We start from the raw sequence: 18,574 nt of genomic DNA on the forward strand, positions 1-18,574 counted from the left end.
ATTGCGGATGTTGCCGCCCCCATGAAACTGCCCTGCCCCTCCCCTCGCCCCCTGGCCATCGCGCTGTGCCTGGCCATGGCCTCCCCGTGCCTGCTGCCGGCCGCCGCCCATGCACAGGACACTGCGGCCGCCATTCGCTGGCAGATCCCGGCTGGCCCGCTCGACCAGGCCCTGACCGCGTTCGGCCAGCAGTCGGGCCTGTCCATCGCTGCCGATGCGCGTCTGACCCGCGGCCGCCACAGCAGCGGTGTGCAGGCCATGCTCGGTACTGACGCCGCATTGGCGCAGCTGCTGGCCGGCACCGGCCTGGCCTTCCAGCGTGATGCCAGCGGCGTGGTGCTGCAGGCGGCACCTACCGCTGAAGCCGGGGTACGCCAGATCGGCACCCTGCGCGTGGCTGGCCAGGCCGGCGAAGGCGCTTCACCGTGGGGGCTTGCCGATGCCGATGCGGTCTACCGTGACAGCGGCTCCCGCGTGCACCTGGACCATCAGCAACTGGAACGCTTCCGCGGCCAGTCGATCGGCGACGTGCTGGCCGGTGCGGTGGGCGTGCACACCGCTGACGTTCGCAACGGCGGTGCGCTGGACGTCAACATCCGCGGCCTGCAGGGCCAGAACCGGGTGCCGGTGATCATCGACGGCGGCCAGCAGGCCATCGACGTGTACCGCGGCTATGCCGGCGTGCAGCAGCGCAGTTATCTCGACCCGGACCTGATCAGCGCGATCAGCATCGAGAAGGGGCCGAGCCTGGCCGCCAATGCCGCCAGCGCGATCGGCGGCGTGGTCTACATGGAAACGTTGAACGTCGATGACATCCTCGACGATGGCCAGACCTGGGGCCTGCGCGTGCGCGGCGGCGTGGCCGACAACAGCATCGACCGCACCCGCACCTTCAAGCAGATCGCGCGCGGCAGCGACAACCGCAACAGCCTGCGCGACCCGCGCGACTGGAATGGCAGCGTGGCCTTCGCCCAGCGTGGCGAAGACTGGCAGCTGGTCGCGGCCTATGCGCGGCGCCGCCAGGGCAACTTCTTCGCCGGCAGCAACGGTGCGCATCGCTACGACAACCAGCACCTGTCCAGCGGCGGTACCGGCATGTCCAGCCAGGCCGTATCCAAGCTCTTCCATCCGGGCGATGAAGTGCTCAACACGCATACCGACAACGAATCGGCATTGCTGAAATTCACCTGGACGCCCAACCCGGACCAGCGGTTGGAGCTGAGCCACCGCTACTTCAACTCCAGCTTCGGCGAGATCATGCCGTCGGCGATCGGACGCGTGGGCGAGTCCAACGAATGGGTGACCTACGTGGACAAGGCCAACACCATGTTCCAGTTCGAGCCGGGAAAAATGCGGGTCAACGCCACCTCGCTGCGCCACCGCTACCGGCCCGAGGCACATCCGTGGCTGGACCTGAGCAGCACGCTGTGGTTCACCACCGCCACCAGCCGCATGTTCAACAGCAACATCGCCAACACGCCGCTGTTCAAGGACGTGCCCAACGACCAGATGCCCGACACGCTGGGCGAGACCTACGGCCCCGGACTGCAGTCGGACGTGAAGACCCAGCGCTGGGGCGTGGACAGCAGCAACACCACGCGCTTCAGCAATGATCTGGGCGACTGGACGCTGCGCTATGGCGCCTCCTTCCAGCACGAGGACACCGCGCCCAACTCACCGGTGCTGCCGGTGGATTTCAACAACAACCGCTACCTGCGCTCGGGCACGCGCCGCGAGGCCAGCGTCGTCGCCTCGCTGCAATGGCAGCCGTGGGACTGGCTGTCGCTGACTGCCGGCGGCCGCTTCACCGACTACCGCACCCGCGACCGCAACCGCGTGGCCTTCGTCAGTGAATCGCGCGACCTGCGCTACACCTTCGCGCGCCTGAGCAAGGGCGGCCAGCTGCTGCCGGGCTGGTACAAGGAGTGGTACCCGGATGCACAGGGCAACTACACCTACGACTCGCTGCGCGCCACGCCCTATGGCGACAGCACGCTGGGCCAGGCCTACGATTTCGACGGCTTCACTCCTGATCCGCGCGGCGCCAACGGTTTCTATACCAAGCAGATTCCCACCGCCTGGGGCTACAAGCCGGCGATCCGGCGTTCCGGCCACGGCTTCGCTCCGTATGCAGAGGCGCGCTTCAACCTCGACCAGGACATGTTCTTCTACGTGAAGTACGCGCAGGGCTGGAAGATGCCCAGCCTGTTCGAGTCGACGCTGGGCAACAGCACCTCGGCGCCGGTGGCTGACCTGAAGCCGGAGAAGAACCGCTCGTGGGACATCGGCTTCAGCCTGCTCAAGCAGGACCTGTGGCGCGACGGTGACCGCCTGGCGTTCAAGGTGGCCTGGTTCAAGAACGATATCGACAACGCGATCACCCGTCGCTTCGATTCCAGCAACTGGGCGTTCTACGTCGACAACGTCGACAACTACACGGTGTCTGGCTATGAGCTGCAATCCGGTTATGACGCCGGCATCGCCTACCTGGACCTGTCGGCCAGCTACTACCAGCGCGCGCGTACCTGCGATGCGGCCACCGCCAAGCGCCTGCGCGAAGACCCCTATGCGAAGTGGAGCAAGCTGGACACCACTCCGGACTGCGTGGACGGCGGCTTCGGCACCTCGTTCGTCAACGCGCAGAACCCACCGAAGTACTCGATTCACAGCACGCTGGGCTTCCGCCTGTTCGACAAGCGGCTGGATACCGGCATCCGCCGCACCTACAACAGCGGCCCCACCCACGAACTGGACAAGCCCTGGAACACCACCGGCTCGACCGGCCTGCAGAACATCTACCTGCCGACCGCGATCTATGACTTCTACGCACGCTGGCAGTTCACACCGCGCAGCGAAGTGGAGCTGGTGGTCAGCAACCTGCGCAACACCTACTACATGGACACGCTGGCGATGAGCCTGATGCCGGGCCCGGGGCGCACCACGCGGCTGAACTTCACCGCACGCTTCTGAGTGCTTCAGAAACAGCAACGCCCCGGGGAGATCATCCCCGGGGCGCTTGCTTGCGGCCGCTCACGCTCTGGAAGAGGCCAACCGTGGTTCTGGTAGGCGCCAACCTTGGTTGGCGCAACGATGCATCACTTCGCGGTACTCAGCAGCAGCACTGCAATAGTGACCAGCGCAATGCCGACCCAGCCGATCGGACGCAGGCGGTTGCCGAACAACAGGCGGCCGCAGGTAGCGGTACCGATCACGCCGATCGCACCCCACATCGCATAGGCGGTGGCCAGGTCCATGTAACGCACGGCCTGGCCCAGCAGGGCAAAGGCGATCCAGACCATGACGATCGCAGCTACGCCCCAGCGCCAGCGGCGGAAGCCTTCCGACTTGGCCACCATCATGTTGGCGGCGACGTCGATCAAGGCCGAACAGATCACGAAAAACAGGGCCAGGGTATTCATCAGTGCGCCTCCCCGAGGGTGACGCAGACGATGCCGACCACTGCCAGCACCAGGCCGGCCAGCTGCTGCAGCGACAGGCTTTCACCGAAGACGGTGAGGCCGACCACAGTGAGCAGGGTCAGGCCGAGGCCTTCCCATACCGCATAGGCCACGCCCACGGCGATGCGGCGCACCGACTGCGCGAGGAAGAAGTAGGACAGCGCCAGCGCGCCGGCCATGATCAGATAGCCGGTCCAGCCGCCATCGCGAGCGGCATGGGCCATGAACGAGGTGCCGACCACTTCGGCGACGATCGCCACGGTCAGGCAGGCCCAGGCGACCAGCGCGCCACGGGCGGGAACAGTACGGGACATGTGAAGCTCCTTGCAGGGCGGGGACCACGCCGCCTCATCAATGGATCCACGCCGAGCGTGGAGGGTCCGGAACGCCCCGCACACGGGGGCGACGGAAGCCAGTATCATCGCCTTTTACGGTGGTATCAAAATGGATTCCATCGACAGGAGCGATGGATCAATGCCCTACTCCCCTGAATCCCTGCAGGCCTTCGTGGAAGCCGCGGCGCTGGGCTCGTTCTCGGCGGCGGCGCGGCGCCTGCGCAAGACCCAGTCGACGGTCAGCACCGCCATTGCCCACCTGGAAGCCGACCTTGGCGTGAGCCTGTTCGACCGCAGCGGGCGCTACCCGCAGCTGACCGAGGCCGGGCGCCAGGTACTTGGGCACGCGCAGGAAATCCTGGCTGCCGATGCCCGCCTGCAGCAGTTGAGCGTGCGCCTGGCCGCACCGGTCGAACCGCGCCTGACCGTGGCGTTCTCCGACGTCTACCAACTGGACCCGGAACAACGGGTGCTGCAACGCTTCGCCGAGGCGTTCCCGGAGATCGAGCTGGAATGGCTGGATGCCGAGGGCGAGGACGTGCTGGAACTGGTGAGCAACGGACGCGCCACGCTGGGTCTGCTGCCACGGCAGGAGCACTATCCGGACGGACTGGTGGCACGTCCGCTGGCGCACCACAGCGAACTGTCGGTGTATGTGGCGCGCGAGCATCCGCTGGCCAGCGCTGGCCGTCGCGCCGCCGCACAGCTGGCGCGGCATAGACAGGTGCGCTTGAGCGCGGAAGTCGATCAATCCCGCGTGGTCACTGGCCTGGCCTGGACCGCCACCGATTACCTGATGGTGATGGAAATGGCCGAGGACGGCCTCGGCTGGGCCGAACTACCGCGCGCACTGGTACAGCGCTACGACCGCGGGCGGCTGGTGGAACTGCTGCTGCCCGGCTGGCCACGGCGCATCCACAGCGACCTGCTGTGGCGCCGCGACACGCCGCCAGGCCCAGCCGCACTATGGTGGGCCGACGCGTTGGGGTGAACCGAAAAAGGGGACGGAGGGGATTAAGTCGTTTGTGCCACAAACGACTTAATCCCCTCCGTCCCCTTTTTCAGTTGCCGGCCAGCGGCCGGCACTACCGATCAGCGATGGGCCAGCGCGTAATCCAGCGCCGAGCACACTGCGGCCACCTGTGCGTCGTTGCACTGCTGCGGGGTCGCACGCGGGCTGTCCGGGTAGACCTCGGTGGTGGTGGTGTACTTCGCACCCGTAATGCCGGCGCACAGGCCCAGCTTCACCAGCGGGTACTCGATCACGCCATGGGCCACCACCGGCGAACCGATGATCTCGCCCTTGTCGTCGGCCGGCGCGATGTGAGTAACCTTTTCCACTGCGGCGATCACCGCCTGCTGGAAGGCCGCCTGCGGGGCCTCGCTGTCGTCCACCAGATAGAAGCCATCCGGAATCAGGCCCGGCTCGAACGGCTTGCCGTCACGCGCGGCCAGCGCCGGGCGGAACTCGCTCTCGTCGCTGTCGGTGGTTTCGTGCAGGTCGATGTGCAGTACGAACTGGTCCTTGATCGGTGTGATCAGCTCGATCAACGCGGTCGACTCACGGGCCGGGCCATCGGCGCGGAAGTTGCGGTTCGGGTCGATTGCATCGAAGTTCCAGCGGTTGATGCGCTCGAAGCCCCACGGATTCACGCACGGCGCCACCAACAGGTTTGCCTTGCCGGCATAGTCGGCAGCGTGCTTTTCGAGGAACTCCAGCGCGCCCATCACGCCGCTGGTCTCGTAGCCATGCACGCCACCGGTGACCAGCGCGGCCGGCAGCGCCGGGTTCCAGTCGCGGCTGCGCAGGGCGAACAGGGTATAGGTCTCGCCGGCGTAGTCGAGCTGGCCATAGGCCACCTTGTCGAAGCGCGAAGCCAGTGCCTCGATGCGCGGCAGCACTTCCTCGTCATAGCGACGCAGGCGCTGCTGGCGGCCACGCCACGCCTCCCGTTCCGCCGCTCCCCACGGCTGGCCAGGGGTTCCGACGGGGTAGAAAGCGGCTTGGGACATGGCAGATCTCAGCGAGTCAGGAAGCAATCATCCACTTTACCACCGGCCCATCAGCATGAACCGGAGGTGCATTCCATTGGCGAATGGAATCAGCAATAATTCTCATTTACGCCCTTCCACGACCTGCATCGATGCCCATCCACGCCCCGCAAACGGCCCGCCTGCCGCTGGCTGCCGCCCTCGCCCTGTGTCTGCTCCCGGCCACCCGCGCCTTCGCCCAGGACGGCGCCACCACGCTGGACAGCATCCAGGTCTCCGGCAGCTGGCTGGGCACCGGCCTGCACGACAGCGTGAAGAGCTTCGCTGGCGCGCGCACCGTGGTGGACCGTCAGCGCATCGAAGCCAGCGGCGCGGCCAGCATCGGCGATGCCATGCGCCGCATCCCCGGCGTGCAGGTCACCGACAACTCCGGCACCGCCGGCAGTTCGGTCTCGCTGAACATCGGCGTGCGCGGCCTGACCGGGCGCTACTCGCCGCGCTCGACCGTGCTGCTCGATGGCGTGCCGCTGGCAGTGGCGCCGTATGGCCAGCCGCAGCTGTCGTTCGCGCCGACCAGCCTGTCCAACATCGAATCGATCGACGTGGTGCGCGGTGGCGGCGCGGTGCGCTACGGCCCGCAGAACGTGGGCGGCATCATCAACTTCAGCACCCGCGCCATTCCCACCGAGGCCGGCCTGCACGGTGAGGCCGGCGTGCGCTACACCGCCTACGACCACGGCGGCGGAGACAGCACCCAGTACAACGCCTTCCTCGGTGGCACCGGCGACAACGGCCTGGGCGCGGCCCTGCTGTACTCCGGCCAGGATGGCCGCGACTGGCGGCAGGGCAGCGATGACCGTTTCAACGACCTCGCGCTGAAGTTCGCCTATGCCATCGACGAACAGCAGGAACTGCGCGCCAAGCTGTCCTACTACGATGTGCGTTCGCTGACCCCGGGTGGCCTGACCCGCGCCCAGTACGAGGCCGACCCGTTCCAGAACACCCGCCCCACCGATTTCTGGAAAGGCCACCGCACCGGCATCGACCTGGGTTACACCAACACGCTGTCGGCCAACAGCGAGTTCGAGGTACTGGCCTATTACAACGAAAGCAGCCGTGCCAGCTCGCTGATCAACGCCGCCAACACCCAGCTGACCGTGCAGCCGCGCGACTACCGTGTGCTCGGCATCGAGCCGCGCTATACCCAGCGCCTGCACTGGGGCGCCAGCGTGCACGACATCACCGCCGGCTACCGCTTCCTGCGCGAGCGCGGCAACGACCGCAGCTACACCGTCACCCGCCGTACCGGCGTGGCCAGCGCCACCAACCGCTTCGACAATGCCACCGACGCACACGCCTTCTATATCGACGACCGCATCGCCATCGGCCAGTGGCGCATTACCCCGGGCGTGCGCATGGAGTGGATCGACATGGACCGCCGCCAGGCGGGTGGTACGGCAACCTTCAGCAGCCGCAACGACAAGGCCCTGCCCTCGATCAACGTCGCCTACCTGCTGACCCCGCAGCTGACCGTGTTCGGCAACTACACCACCTCGTTCGGGCCGGTGCAGAACATCCAGCTGAACTCACAGACCGCCAGCAACCCGCTGAATCCGGAAATCGCCAAGACCACCGAACTCGGTGCGCGCTGGCAGGACGGTGCACTGCGCGCGGAAGTGACCGTGTTCAAGATGCGCTTCGACAACCAGATCCTGCAGGTGCCGGGCATCACCCCGCCAACCTTCCAGAACATCGGCGCCACCGACCACAAGGGCGTGGAAAGCGCGCTGGAGTACCGCTTCGCCGAAGACAGCGCACTGGCCGGTCTGGAGCTGTACGCCAACTACACCTGGACCAAGGCGATCCAGCAGTCCGGCGACAACCGTGGCCTGGACGTGCCGTTCTACTCGCGCGACACCGACAGCGTCGGCGCACGCTATGCACTGGCCGGCTGGACCTTCAATGTCTCCAGCACCCACCAGAGCGGCCAGTTCTCCGATGCGGCCAACACCTGGGCCGAGAGCGCCGATGCGCGCGTGGGCCGCGTGCCGGGCGTACGCCTGTGGAATGCGCAGGTGGCCTGGCAGGTGCCGGGACTGGGTGACAGCGAGATCGCGCTGGGGGTCAACAACCTGGCCGACAAGCGCTGGTACACCCGCAACGTCGATGGCAACGCCGGCCGCATGGTGGCTGCGCCGCGCACCTTCTACGTGCAGGGCCGCTACCGCTTCTGACGCAGTAACCGCCCGATGCAGTGACTGCGGCGATCACAGTGGCGGCGTATCATGCCGCCACCATGTCACTGCCTGTTTCGCCATCGCGCCTGCATCTGGCCTTCCAGGGCCTGCGCCTGCGCCTGCGCGGCAGTGACCTGTGGTTCATTGCGCTTGCCCTGCTGGTCGGCCTGATCGCCGGCTACCTGACCCTGCTGCAGTCCGGCATCGCACGCTGGCTGCAGGGCACCCTGTACGGGCTGGACGACGGCATGCGCCTGAGTTCCCTGCCCTCGCTGACCTGGACCGCGCTGCTGGTACTGCCACTGGGTGGCCTGCTGGTCGGCCTGGTCAGCCTGGCCGCGACCCGGCTCAAGCGGCCCCTGCTCGATGCGGTGGAAGCCAATGCCCTGCATGGCGGCCGCATGTCGATGCGCGACAACCTCATCGTGCTGACCCAGACCCTGCTGTCCAACGGCTGCGGCGCCTCGGTCGGGCTGGAGGCGTCGTATACGCAGATGGGCGCGGGCAGCGGCTCGCAACTGGGCCGGGTGATGCGCCTGCGCCGCAACGACGTGCGCATCCTGGTCGGCGCCGGTGCCGCCGGCGCCATCGCCGCCGCCTTCGGTGCACCGCTGGCTGGTGCGTTCTACGCCTTCGAGATCGTCATCGGCGCCTACACCCCGGCCGCGCTGGCCCCGGTGGCGGTCGCTGCATTGGCTGGCGCATTCGTCGCCGACCAGGCCGGCATCGAGGCCTACCTGCTGCCCGCCGCCTCGACGATTGATGTCCGCGCCGCCGACTACGCCATCTACGGGCTGCTGGGCTGCTGCTGCGCGATGGTCGGCATCACGGTGATGCGGCTGATCGCCTCGATCGAGGGCACGGTCAAGCGCAGCCCGTTGCCGTTGTGGGGCCGGCCGGTGGTGGGCGGCCTGCTGCTGATACCGCTGGCACTGGCCAGCCCGCAGGTGCTGTCGTCCGGCCATGGCGCCCTGCACCTGGACCTGACCACGCATCTGCCGCTGATCTGGATCGGCGGCCTGCTCACCCTGAAGTGCCTGGCCTCCGGCATCTCGCTCGGGTTCGGTTTCCGTGGCGGCCTGTTCTTCGCCTCGCTGTTCATGGGCACCCTGGTCGGCGCCCTGTTCGCCGGCCTGCTCGCCATGGCCACCGGCGTGCCGGTGATCGACGCCACCTCGGCCGCACTGGCCGGGATGGCAGCGCTGGCCGCCGCCGTGGTCGGTGCGCCAATGACCATGGCCATGCTGGTGCTGGAAGGCACCCACGACTTCCTGCTGACCAGCGTGGTGATGAGCGCGGTGCTGGTCTCCAGCACGCTGGTGCGGCAGTGGTTCGGCTATTCGTTCTCGACCTGGCGCATGCACCTGCGCGGCGAGACCATCAAGAGCGCCCGCGACGTCGGCTGGGTACAGAACCTCAACGCCGGCCGGTTGATGCGCAAGGGCGTGGCCACCGCCCCGGCCGACCTCGATGCCGCCGCCTTCCGCCAGCGCTTCCCGCTGGGCTCGGGCAGCCGCGTGATCCTGATCGACAGCGAAGGCCATTACGCCGGGATCGTGCAGATCCCGCGCGTCTACGGCGACGGCGTGAAGCCGGAGACCGCGATCGGCGAGCTGGCCGAGAACCGTGACGTTTCGCTGTCGCCGGCCGCAGACGTGGTCAGCGTGATGCAACGCTTCGACCAGACCCAGGCCGACGAACTGGCCGTGGTCGCCGCCGACGGCCAGGTGCTGGGCGTGGTCTCCGAAGCCTTCGTACGCAAGCGCTACGCCGAGGAACTGGACAAGCGCCAGCGCGAACTGATGGGCGAGCGCGTCGAGGACGCCGACTGACCCCGCAAAAAGGGGACGGAGGGGATTAAGTCGTTTCTGGCCCCCTCGAAATCCACGTATGGCGTGGATCTACTGTCACCTCGACCGGGTAGACTCCGGCCATGCGCTTCATTGAAACCTTCCAGGCCGGCCCCTTCGCCGACACCGTGGTCAGCCTGCTGGCCGCCTTCGTGCTCGGCACGCTGATCGGCGCCGAGCGCCAGTACCGGCAACGCACCGCCGGCCTGCGCACCAACGTGCTGGTGGCGGTCGGCGCCGCCGCCTTCGTCGACCTGGGCATGCGCATCGCCGGCAGTGCCGAGGCGGTGCGGGTGATCTCCTACGTGGTCTCCGGGGTCGGCTTCCTCGGCGCCGGCGTGATCATGAAGGAAGGCATGAACGTGCGCGGCCTGAACACCGCCGCCACCCTGTGGTGCTCGGCGGCGGTCGGCAGCTGTACCGGCGCGGACATGCTGGCCGAAGGCGTGCTGCTGACGGTATTGATCATCGCCGGCAACACCCTGCTGCGGCCGCTGGTGAATGCGATCAACCGCATCCCGATCAACGAGGCCGCCACCGAAGCGACCTACGAAGTGCGCCTGAGCGTGGATGCCGAAGCCGTGCCGCGCGTGCGCGAGCGCCTGGTCGATGCGCTGGAGGCCGCGCAGTATCCGGTCGGCGACGTACAGGTGGTCGAGCATGCCGACGCGCCCACCGATGTGATCGCCGTGCTGGTCAGTACCGCCGTCAGTGCCGACGAGCTGGACGTGGTGCTGGCACGGATGGAACACGTGCCGGGCGTGCTGCATGCCACCTGGGAAGTCAGCACCCGCGACTGATTCATCCACGCAGGGCGTGGACCTACCGAGGTCGCGGCGCAGCAGATCCACGCCATGCGTGGATGCTCGTCTCTCATCCACCCGCCATGCGCTGCTGTGCCCGCAGCAACTTGCGGAATGAACCGCACTGCCGCGCGTCCTGCGCTTCCGGGCAGGCCGCCGCACGTTGTAGATGGCGGCGTACCCGCTGCAGCTGGGTGATCTGCTGCTGCAGCACCTCGGCCTGCGCCAGCAGGGCTTCGCGATCCAGCGTAATGCATCCGCGCTGAGGCGGCAGCGACAACCCGATCTGCTGCAGCGACAACCCCGCCGCCTGGCCGAGGCCGATCAGCGCCAGCCGCTCCAGCACCTGTTCGTCGTACTGCCGGCGCAGGCCACGACGGCCCAGCGACTGCAACAACCCGAGCTGCTCGTAGTAACGCAGGGTCGAGGCCGGCACGCCGCTGCGCTTCACCACCTCGCCGATATCCAGTTCACGCATGGGCTTGACCTCAAGTCGCCTTCAAGCATCAACCTATGGGCAACTTCCCGGCAGGACAAGGCCATGGCCAGTACATCCCCCGTTGATCAGCATGCGCTCTGGAATGGCCCTGGCGGCCAGATCTGGGTCGCCCAGCAGGCCATCCTCGACGGCCTGTTCCAGCCCATGGCCGACCTGCTGGTGGCCGAACTTCCGGATACCGTCACGCAACTGCTCGACATCGGCTGCGGTACCGGGGCCAGCCTGCTGGCCGCGGCCGCTGCGCGCCCGGCGACACACAGCACCGGCCTGGACATCTCCGCGCCGATGCTGGCACTGGCCCGCCAGCGCGCCGAGGCGGCCGGACTGGACGCGGACTTCATCGTGGCCGATGCGCAGCAGCATCCGCTGCCCTCCGCGCACTTCGACTGGATCCAGTCGCGGCTGGGTGTGATGTTCTTCGAAGATACCGAGGCCGCCTTCGCCAACCTGCATCGTGCTGCAACTCCAGGCGCTGGGCTGCGTTTCATCGCCTGGCGCAGTGCCGACGAGAACCCGTTCATGACCACGGCCGAACGCGCGATCGGCGATGCACTTGAGCTTCCGCCGCGGGTGCCAGGAGCACCCGGCCAATTTGCCTTTGCCGATGGCCAGCGCGTGCAGCGCCTGTTGCAGGCCGCCGGCTGGAAGGATGTGGAGTTGGTCGCGGTAGACCTGCCCTGCTCGATCGCCCGCGATGAACTGCCGACCTATGTCGGCCAGCTGGGCCCGTTGGGCTTGGCGCTGCGGAACCTGCCCGAAGACCGCGCCACCTCGCTCCGGATCAAGGCTGTGGCGGCATTCACCCCGTTCATCGAGGGCGACCGCGTGCGTGTGGATGCGGCCTGCTGGCTGGTCCGCGCCCGCGCCTGATACAAAAAAGGGGACGGAGGGGATTAAGTCGTTTCCGGCACAGCCGGGGCGAGAACGACTTAATCCCCTCCGTCCCCTTTTTCTACTACAGCGCCTCGCCGGCGTCCGCCAGGCGCGATTCAATCAGCGCATACCACTGCTGCAGCACGTCGATCAGCATGTCCAGCTCGGCGTCGGTGCGCTGCGCGCGCCCACTGCGCAGGCAGGCCTGGGCTTCCTGCAGCTGGGCCAGGAAGCCGGCCACGGTGTCTGCCTGCAGTATCAATCCCGGCAGTCGCCGCCCGGGAATGCGCACCACCGCATGATTGCCGAGCTGGCCGTACACACTCAGTGTGGTTTCCGTCTTCATGGAAAGAGGCAGGAATTGGGCGTTCATCGCGTGCACCATGGAAAACCTGAGCCGCCGGCAGGCGTGGACAACGGGGGAGACGTGGCCACGTCCTGCCGGCGGTCAGGGGGGACTCGGGATGCCGGGGACTTGCCCCGGCGCAGGATTCTCAGCGTGGCTGCGCCACACCCGCGATCTGCACGCGCCGGTTCGGCGCCAGGCAGGCGATCAGCTCGCGACGGTTGCGCTGCTCGCACTGCACGATCGGCTCGGCCGCGCCGCGTCCTTCGGCACTGATGCTGGCTGCAGGCACGCCGCCCTGCACAAGCGCGCTGCGCACGGCCTCGGCACGTCGCTGCGACAGGGCCTGGTTGTAGCTGGCACTGCCGATACGGTCGGTATACCCGGTCACCCGGATTGACTGCACCTGACTGGCCTCGCGCACCTGCGCCAGTACGCCCTGCACGGCCTGCTGGCCTTCGGCACTGAGCACCGCGCTGTCGAAACCGAACAGCGCATCGGCGGACAGGCGCAACGGCTGCTCCGGCAACGGCGCCGGTGCAGGCGGGGCCGGCGGCCGCGGCGGGTCCAGCACCGCCGCACATGATTCAGGCTTCCAGTAGCCGCCCTGGGCAATGCCCTTGCTGTCGAAGCGGACCTGGAACTGGCAGGTGAAGTATTCGGCCCCCTGTGCGGTGCGGAAGTTGAACAGGTAGTTCCACTCGCGCACGCCCCACATGCCTTCATTGAAATGCGGCGTGCCCAGCAGCGTGTACAGCTGGCGCTTGCTCATGCCCGGCGCGAAACGGCGCAGGTCGGCGACGTCGGGATAGATGCCTTCCTTCAACGAGGCCTTCGAGGCCTCCGGGAACTGCACGGCGGTGGTTTCGGCAGGACCTTCGGCGGCCGGCGCATGGCTGCGGCAGGCGGCCAGCAGGCCCATTCCCAGGACCAGGCCCAGCACTGCGGCCATCTGGCCGGTGCGGGCGATGCGATGCTGTTTCATGTCATTCCCCCTTTGGACGTTTCCGCGATGCCGGGCCGCGCGTGCGGCCCGGCGGCGGGGATCACCACTGGATGCCTGCACCGACGGCCACACCGGCCTCGCCACGGCTGTTGGTGGAGCCGCTGAACTTGTAGATCCAGCGCCCTCCTTCGGAGACACCGGAGATACCAACCGCCACGCCCGACTCGCCGTTGTAGCTGCCGGCGGCGACCGAGGCCATGCTGCGGCCCGCTTCGCTGGGCTGCGGCAGTGCTGCGGTGGCCATTGCCGAGGCGATGCCGGCCGAGGCGCGGTTGTCGGTCTTGCGCAGGTCGCGCTCGAAGCCACCCATGCGCTCGTCGGTGTATGCCTTCGACCAGTCCAGGGTCTGCGCCATGCCCGACTTCAGCTGGTCGACGTTGACTGCGTCGGTACCGGCGGTGCCGGCGGCGACGTTACGCACCGTGGTCGGGCCGCTGTTGGTGCTGCCCAGCGTGACACTGTTGTAGTTGGTCGCGCCGTTCACCGTGGTGTCGTAACGGATCGTACCCTGCTGCGAAGCCTGCAGCTGGCGCACGTTGACCGCATCGGTGGCCTGCGAACCGTCGGCCACGTTGACCACCTGGCGTTCGGCACCGGCGGCACCGACCGAGACCGTGTTGGCCCGGTTCGCCACCGAACCCGCACCCAGCGCCACCGAGTTGTCGGCCTGCGCCTGCGAACCATTGCCCAGCGCGGTCGAGTTGGCACCGGCGGCGGTAGAGCCTGCGCCACCGGCGGCCGAGTTGGCACCGCTGGCAGACGGATCGGCCAGGTTGTTGGTGTTGTTGGCGCGGAAGCTGCCGGCCACGTTGGTGATGTTCTGGATCTTCTGGTCGGTGTACTTCTTCGACTCGTCGATGGCGTAGTTCACGCCGTTCTTCAGCTGGCCGACGTTGGTCGCGTCGTACGTATCAGAGCCATCGGCAACATGGGTGATCTTGCGCTCGCCGCCGGTGCTGCCGACCGAAACTTCACCGGCCGAGTTGCTGGCGCCGGTCTGGCCGTACGCGCCGGTGTAGCCACTCTGTGCACCGACGCTGGCGACAGAACCGGCACCCAGGGCGACGCTGTTGCCGGCACTGGCGCTGGCACCGTTGCCGACCGCCACGCTGTTGGCACCGGCCGCACTGGCCTGCGGGCCGACCGCTACCGCTTCCGCACCCGCCGCCGTAGCGGCCGCTGCCGTCGAGTTCACCGCCAGGTAGGCACTGCCACCGCCGCCGTTGGTGATGCGCTGGTTGAGGACCTTCAGCGAGCCGTCCACCGCAGTGAAGGCGGCGGTGACATTGTTGTAGTCGCCGCTGGTGAAGGTGCCATCGGTGGCGATGCTGGAGATGCTGAACTTCGGCGCAGTCCACACGTTGGTGGTGCCGTTGTACGCGGTGGTGCCACCGAAGTAGTTGGCAATGGTGCTGTTCGTGCTGAACAGCTGGTCGCCGGTGATGGCATCGCTGCTGCCAGCCAGGATGCTGCCGGCGGCGACGTTGGTGATCTTCACCGCACCAGTGCCGGTGCCCTTGAGCGTCACGCTGTTGAGTACGTTGCCAGCGCCATCGACGTCGTACTTCACCGCAAGCTTGTCGACCTCGCCGGTCTGGTCGGCAACGTTGGCCAGCGAATTGCTGACCGCATCGAAGGCGGTACCGACGTCGTTGTAGCTGCCCTTGGTCACGGTGCCGTTGGCGGCGACGTTGTTGATCGAGTAGGTCGGTGCGGTCAGCACGCCGCTGGCGTTGACCGCCGCGCCACCACCGAGGTGGGTGGCCACGGCCTGGTTGGCCGCAAACAGCTGGGCACCGTTGATGGCCTCGCTGCTGGTGGCACTGACCTGGCCCGGGCCGAGGTTGCGCAGCGTGGTGGCGGTGCCGCTCTGGCCCAGCGTGGCACTGGCGTAGTTGACGCTGCCGTCGCCGTTGAGGTCATAGCGCAGGGCACCCTGCTCCGACGCCTGCAGCTGGCCGACGTTGACCGCATCGGTGGCGGCGGTACCCGCGGCCATGTTGGTGACCTGGCGTTCGGCACCGGCCGCACCGATGGACACGCTGTTGGCACGGTCGGCCAGGCTGCCGGCACCCACCGCGATGCTGTTCGCGGCGGTGGCGCGGGCGTTGGTACCGACCGCGATCGAGTCGGCGCCGCTGGCCAGTGCCTCGGTACCGGTCGAGTTCACCCGCAGGTACTTGGTGCCACCGTTGCGGATGTCGGTGATCTGCGTGTTGAGGTTGACCAGCGAACCATCGACCGCGGCGAAGGCATCGGTGGCGTTCTCATACAGACCCTTGGCGATCGCACCGCCGGTGGAGATGGTGCTGATCTCGAACAGTGGTGCGGTGAATGCACCGCTGGCCGGATCGAAGGCTGCGCGACCGCCGAAGAAGCTGGCGATGGCCGCATTGGTCGCCGCCAACTGGCCGCCATTGACCGCTTCCAGGCTGCCGGCGGTGACCGCACCGCCGGCCAGGTTGCCGATGGTGGTAGTGCCGGTGCCCGCACCGAGCGTGACGCGGCGATAGTTCGGATTGCCGGCACCGTCCAGATCGTAGGTCACCGCAGCGGCCGCCACATCATCGATCAGGCTGATCGCGCCCTTCAGCTGGGCTACGTTGACCGCATCGGTGTTGACGCTACCGGCAGCCACGTTGGTGATCTGGCGCTCACCGCCACCGGCGGTACCCACCGACACTTCACCGGCCGAGACCTGTGGCGCAGTGAGGCCATAGGCGCTGTAGCTGGCCTGGGCGCCGCGCAGCGCGGCCGAGCGGTAGCCCAGTGCGACCGAGTTGGCCTGGTTCGACGTCGCCTCGGCACCGAGCAGGGTCTGCCCGTTGGCCGTGCCCACCGCACTGTCGCCGACGATCACCGAATGGCCCATGCGTGCGGCGTAGTCCGCGGTCGGCACACCGGTCGGGTTGCTCGGATCATTGGTGCCGGCGCCCGGGAAGGCGACGTTGGCATCGACCTTCGGCAGCTCGTGGCGGGCATTGGCACCGATCACCACTTCCTTCGAACCGTTGGCAAAGGCGCCGTCACCCATCAGCACCTGGTAGTCCTGCGCTGCGTTGACGGCCCAGCAGGAAATGTCGGCCAGGGCGATGTCCAGGCACTTGGCCGCCCATGCCGGCGAATCCTTCGGCAGCAGCAGCCCGAGCAGGCCGCCCGGATTGCCGTTGTTGATGTTGTAGATGTAGCTGTCGGAGGTGACACCGCCGATCAGGGTCAGGTGCGAGCTGCCGCCGGTGACGGCGCCGCCCAGGCCATTGAGGGTGCTGCCGACCGGCGACAGGTTGACCACCGGCAGGCCCAGCACATTGACCGTCGAGTAGGTCTGCATCACGTTGGCGTTGCTGAGCTTGAGGTTGCCGTTGCTCAGGTAGCCGTTGCCGCCAAACAGGCTGGTGGTGGTCGGGCCAATCAGCTGCCCGACGTTGCCAACCAGGCCGCCGGTGCCGATGATCAGGCCCGCGTTCGGATCGGCCGGAGCCGGCGCCTTCGGGCTGGTCGGCGGAATCGCCGAGGGCTTGGTCAGGCCGAGGCCGCTCAGCGTGCCACCGACCAGGCCACCCACGGCACTGCCGAGATTGCCGATGGTGCCATTGAGGTTGCCGTTGAGCAGGTTACCGACGGCGCCGCCGACATTGCCGAGCGTATCGCCCAGCAGGCCACCGAGGCCGCCGGTGCTGCCACCTGTAGCGCCATTGAGTACACCGCCGACGGTGCTGCCCACCGCACCCACTGTATTGTTGAGCGTGCCGCCCACGGCGCCACCAACTGCACCCACCGTGCCAGCCGCACCATTGAGTGCGCCGCCGACGGTGCTGCCGACCGAACCGACCGTGCCGTTGAGCGCACCACCCACAGTTCCGCCGACTGCACCAACCGTGCCAACCGCACCGTTGAGTGCCCCGCCGACGGTGCTGCCGACCGAGCCGACCGTGCCGTTGAGTGCACCACCCACAGTGCCGCCGACTGCACCAACCGTGCCAACGGCGCCATTGAGCGTGCTGCCCACTGCTCCGCCCACCGCACCAACCGTGTTGCCGACGGTGCCATCAAGCACGCCACCCACGGCGCCACCTGCCGCGCCGACAACGCCGCCCACCAGGCCACCCACGCCCAGTGCGCTGTTCTGCGCTGCCACAGTCGCTTGGCCGGCCAGCTTCAGATTGCGGTCGGCCACGACTTCCTGGCCATCGGGCGCCTGCACGCGCACTTTGCCGGCAACACCGGTATCGAAAGCTGCGGTGATCGCACGATCATGGGTCTCGCCCGGCAGCTCCTCCTTTGCCGGCAACGTGACCGCTGCCGTCGCCTTGACCTGCCCCTGACCGTCGATCTGGTGGCCCGCCAGCTTCAGCTGCGAATCCACCTTGCCGTCAACGGACGCCTTGAGGCCGGACAGCGAGCCAGCGGATGCGCCAGCAACAGCGGCAGCCGCCTTGGCACCGGTATCGATCGAGGCCACCTGGGCACCGGCGATGCCAACCCTGGCCTTCGCCTGCGCATCCGCAGCCACACCGAGCGGCGCATGCGCGGACGGCGCAACGTTGGCCGCCAGTGAGGCATCCATCTTCGCCACATTGGACGCTGCGTGCCCCAGCCCGACATTGGCGCGAACATCGGCGGCCAGTGCAGGAACCGCGACCTGCTTCGGCGCGGCGTTCGCCGCCAGCTTCACCTGTACGGTAGCCGGCAGCACGTCGCGCACGATCGGCAGCGAGGTCGTACTCAGCTGCAGGCCCACACGCGCGTCTGCGCTGATCGCCGGACTGCTCTGCGCCTGGCGCGATGCCGCGGCCAGCGCGACTTCTGCGTCGACCTTGACCGGCATCGGCTGCGCGTACTTCGCGGCCAGTGCCTGCAGATCACGCAGCGACTGATTGGATTCGGATGCTCCTGCATGCCCGCTGGCCAGCGCACACAGCAGGGCCAGGGCCAGTGCGGTCGGCATCAGCAGGACACTGCGCGGATCGCGAGCGGCGCTGCCGCCGCTATCGCCGGTGGCCAGTTCCGAGGCCACAACCAGAGCATTGAGCTGGCGGTTCCATACACGCCGGTAGATGCGGTTCATGAGCATTTCCCCCGTAGGCGAACAACTGGAATGTCAGTGGACTTGCCGTTAGGCAGGTGACTGACATTTCAGCGTTTGCAACGGCGGCTGCGCACTTCATTCCGGCA

The 18,574-nt window shown here is 67.6% G+C and carries 13 protein-coding genes; 6 read left to right on the top strand and 7 right to left on the bottom strand.

The features are described from left to right. Positions 1-21 precede the first annotated feature (21 nt). On the top strand, positions 22-2,970 hold the full coding sequence (locus MG068_RS12120; protein ID WP_132810314.1) for a TonB-dependent receptor: 2,949 nt from the start codon (positions 22-24) through the stop codon (positions 2,968-2,970). A gap of 125 nt (positions 2,971-3,095) precedes the next feature. Here the strand turns inward: MG068_RS12120 and MG068_RS12125 are convergent, their stop codons facing one another. Both MG068_RS12125 and MG068_RS12130 read right to left on the bottom strand, forming a co-directional pair. After that, positions 3,096-3,419, bottom strand: coding sequence for a DMT family transporter (locus MG068_RS12125; RefSeq protein ID WP_032128064.1), 324 nt, complete (start codon positions 3,417-3,419; stop codon positions 3,096-3,098). Then, on the bottom strand, positions 3,419-3,772 hold the full coding sequence (locus MG068_RS12130) for an SMR family transporter (protein ID WP_010485170.1): 354 nt from the start codon (positions 3,770-3,772) through the stop codon (positions 3,419-3,421). Before MG068_RS12130 ends, MG068_RS12125 begins: the two co-directional genes overlap by 1 nt. A gap of 160 nt (positions 3,773-3,932) precedes the next feature. Between MG068_RS12130 and MG068_RS12135 the strand changes: the two genes are divergently transcribed. Beyond that, a complete protein-coding gene (locus MG068_RS12135) occupies positions 3,933-4,784 on the top strand; it encodes a LysR family transcriptional regulator (RefSeq protein ID WP_132810315.1) in 852 nt (283 codons plus the stop codon). Positions 4,785-4,885: 101 nt separating this feature from the next. On the opposite strand, the gene MG068_RS12140 is transcribed toward MG068_RS12135, so the two are convergent. After that, positions 4,886-5,806 (bottom strand): M14 family metallopeptidase, encoded by a 921-nt coding sequence (locus MG068_RS12140; RefSeq protein ID WP_132810316.1) that lies wholly within the window; start codon positions 5,804-5,806, stop codon positions 4,886-4,888. Positions 5,807-5,937: 131 nt separating this feature from the next. Here MG068_RS12140 and MG068_RS12145 point away from each other — a divergent pair, with 131 nt between their 5' ends. From MG068_RS12145 to MG068_RS12155, 3 genes are all read left to right on the top strand, one after another. Beyond that, complete coding sequence (locus tag MG068_RS12145) at positions 5,938-8,019, top strand: TonB-dependent receptor family protein (RefSeq protein WP_132810317.1); 2,082 nt, start codon at positions 5,938-5,940, stop codon at positions 8,017-8,019. A 62-nt stretch (positions 8,020-8,081) separates the two neighbouring features. Then, a complete protein-coding gene (locus MG068_RS12150) occupies positions 8,082-9,854 on the top strand; it encodes a chloride channel protein (RefSeq protein ID WP_240792073.1) in 1,773 nt (590 codons plus the stop codon). Positions 9,855-9,955: 101 nt separating this feature from the next. Next, positions 9,956-10,672, top strand: coding sequence for an MgtC/SapB family protein (locus tag MG068_RS12155; protein ID WP_005409984.1), 717 nt, complete (start codon positions 9,956-9,958; stop codon positions 10,670-10,672). Between the two features lie 73 nt (positions 10,673-10,745). Here MG068_RS12155 and MG068_RS12160 read toward each other — a convergent pair whose 3' ends face one another. Then, a complete protein-coding gene (locus tag MG068_RS12160) occupies positions 10,746-11,153 on the bottom strand; it encodes a MerR family transcriptional regulator (protein ID WP_132810319.1) in 408 nt (135 codons plus the stop codon). 63 nt (positions 11,154-11,216) lie between these two features. Here MG068_RS12160 and MG068_RS12165 point away from each other — a divergent pair, with 63 nt between their 5' ends. Then, the gene (locus MG068_RS12165; RefSeq protein WP_132810320.1) at positions 11,217-12,044 is read left to right on the top strand and encodes a class I SAM-dependent methyltransferase; all 828 of its coding nucleotides are present in this window, start codon (positions 11,217-11,219) and stop codon (positions 12,042-12,044) included. Between the two features lie 85 nt (positions 12,045-12,129). Here the strand turns inward: MG068_RS12165 and MG068_RS12170 are convergent, their stop codons facing one another. The 3 genes from MG068_RS12170 to MG068_RS12180 form a co-directional block, all read right to left on the bottom strand. After that, positions 12,130-12,420, bottom strand: coding sequence for a DUF6959 family protein (locus MG068_RS12170; RefSeq protein ID WP_019659952.1), 291 nt, complete (start codon positions 12,418-12,420; stop codon positions 12,130-12,132). A gap of 121 nt (positions 12,421-12,541) precedes the next feature. After that, a complete protein-coding gene (locus MG068_RS12175; RefSeq protein WP_012511335.1) occupies positions 12,542-13,378 on the bottom strand; it encodes an OmpA family protein in 837 nt (278 codons plus the stop codon). Between the two features lie 61 nt (positions 13,379-13,439). Further along, positions 13,440-18,467 (bottom strand): YadA-like family protein, encoded by a 5,028-nt coding sequence (locus MG068_RS12180; RefSeq protein ID WP_132810321.1) that lies wholly within the window; start codon positions 18,465-18,467, stop codon positions 13,440-13,442. Positions 18,468-18,574: the final 107 nt, after the last annotated feature.

The sequence above is a fragment of the Stenotrophomonas sp. ASS1 genome, from assembly GCF_004346925.1.
Taxonomy (GTDB): domain Bacteria; phylum Pseudomonadota; class Gammaproteobacteria; order Xanthomonadales; family Xanthomonadaceae; genus Stenotrophomonas; species Stenotrophomonas maltophilia_A.

What these genes read in the sequence shown, in the direction of transcription:
- MG068_RS12135 (WP_132810315.1), top strand. Translation starts at nt 3,933, where the DNA reads ATGCCCTACTCCCCTGAATCCCTGCAGGCCTTCGTGGAAGCCGCGGCG.
- MG068_RS12140 (WP_132810316.1), bottom strand. Translation starts at nt 5,806, where the DNA reads ATGTCCCAAGCCGCTTTCTACCCCGTCGGAACCCCTGGCCAGCCGTGG.
- MG068_RS12120 (WP_132810314.1), top strand. Translation starts at nt 22, where the DNA reads ATGAAACTGCCCTGCCCCTCCCCTCGCCCCCTGGCCATCGCGCTGTGC.
- MG068_RS12130 (WP_010485170.1), bottom strand. Translation starts at nt 3,772, where the DNA reads ATGTCCCGTACTGTTCCCGCCCGTGGCGCGCTGGTCGCCTGGGCCTGC.
- MG068_RS12150 (WP_240792073.1), top strand. Translation starts at nt 8,082, where the DNA reads ATGTCACTGCCTGTTTCGCCATCGCGCCTGCATCTGGCCTTCCAGGGC.
- MG068_RS12180 (WP_132810321.1), bottom strand. Translation starts at nt 18,467, where the DNA reads ATGAACCGCATCTACCGGCGTGTATGGAACCGCCAGCTCAATGCTCTG.
- MG068_RS12165 (WP_132810320.1), top strand. Translation starts at nt 11,217, where the DNA reads ATGGCCAGTACATCCCCCGTTGATCAGCATGCGCTCTGGAATGGCCCT.
- MG068_RS12155 (WP_005409984.1), top strand. Translation starts at nt 9,956, where the DNA reads ATGCGCTTCATTGAAACCTTCCAGGCCGGCCCCTTCGCCGACACCGTG.
- MG068_RS12125 (WP_032128064.1), bottom strand. Translation starts at nt 3,419, where the DNA reads ATGAATACCCTGGCCCTGTTTTTCGTGATCTGTTCGGCCTTGATCGAC.
- MG068_RS12170 (WP_019659952.1), bottom strand. Translation starts at nt 12,420, where the DNA reads ATGAACGCCCAATTCCTGCCTCTTTCCATGAAGACGGAAACCACACTG.
- MG068_RS12175 (WP_012511335.1), bottom strand. Translation starts at nt 13,378, where the DNA reads ATGAAACAGCATCGCATCGCCCGCACCGGCCAGATGGCCGCAGTGCTG.
- MG068_RS12145 (WP_132810317.1), top strand. Translation starts at nt 5,938, where the DNA reads ATGCCCATCCACGCCCCGCAAACGGCCCGCCTGCCGCTGGCTGCCGCC.
- MG068_RS12160 (WP_132810319.1), bottom strand. Translation starts at nt 11,153, where the DNA reads ATGCGTGAACTGGATATCGGCGAGGTGGTGAAGCGCAGCGGCGTGCCG.